Here is a 637-nt window from a genome sequence, read left to right on the forward strand (position 1 = left end):
CGCGCGCCGACGATCGGCGCGGTGACGCCGGGGCGGTCGCGGACCCAGGCCAGCGCCACATGCAGCGGGGTGGTCGCCAGGCCGTCGGCGGCGGTGGAGACCGCCTCGACGATCCGGCTCGCTTCCTCGTCGAGGTACGGGGCGACGAAGGCCGCCAGTTGCTCGGAGGCGCCGCGCGAGTCGGCCGGGGTCGTGTGGCGGTACTTGCCGGTCAGCACCCCGCGGCCCAGTGGGGAGGAGGGCAGTATGCCCAGGCCCAGGTCCAGGGCGGCGGGCAGCACCTCCCGCTCGATTCCGCGCTGCAGCAGCGAATACTCCATCTGCGTGCTGGCGAGCCGGGTGTGCGTGCCGGACGAGGCGAGCTGCCAGGTGGCCGCCTTGGCGAGCTGCCAGCCGGAGAAGTTGGACACCCCCACATACCGCGCCCGCCCGCTGCTGACCGCGATGTCCAGCGCCTGAAGCGTCTCCTCGATCGGGGTGACCGGGTCGAAGGCGTGCACCTGCCACAGATCGACATAGTCGGTGCCGAGCCGCGCGAGTGAGCCGTCGAGCGCGGCCAGCAGATGGCCTCGCGAGCAGTCGAAGCGGCGGTCGGGGTCGGGGACGCTGCCCGCCTTGGTGGCGATCTGCAGATCGC

1 protein-coding gene is annotated in these 637 nt (G+C 73.0%); it reads right to left on the reverse strand.

Annotated elements, in window-relative coordinates; translation table 11 throughout:
* Window positions 1–637: aldo/keto reductase (locus CCN51_RS52190; RefSeq protein WP_143676254.1), on the reverse strand; the 637-nt coding region annotated here is incomplete at both ends.

The organism is Streptomyces milbemycinicus (genome assembly GCF_002154605.1).
Classification (GTDB): Bacteria; Actinomycetota; Actinomycetes; order Streptomycetales; family Streptomycetaceae; genus Streptomyces; species Streptomyces milbemycinicus.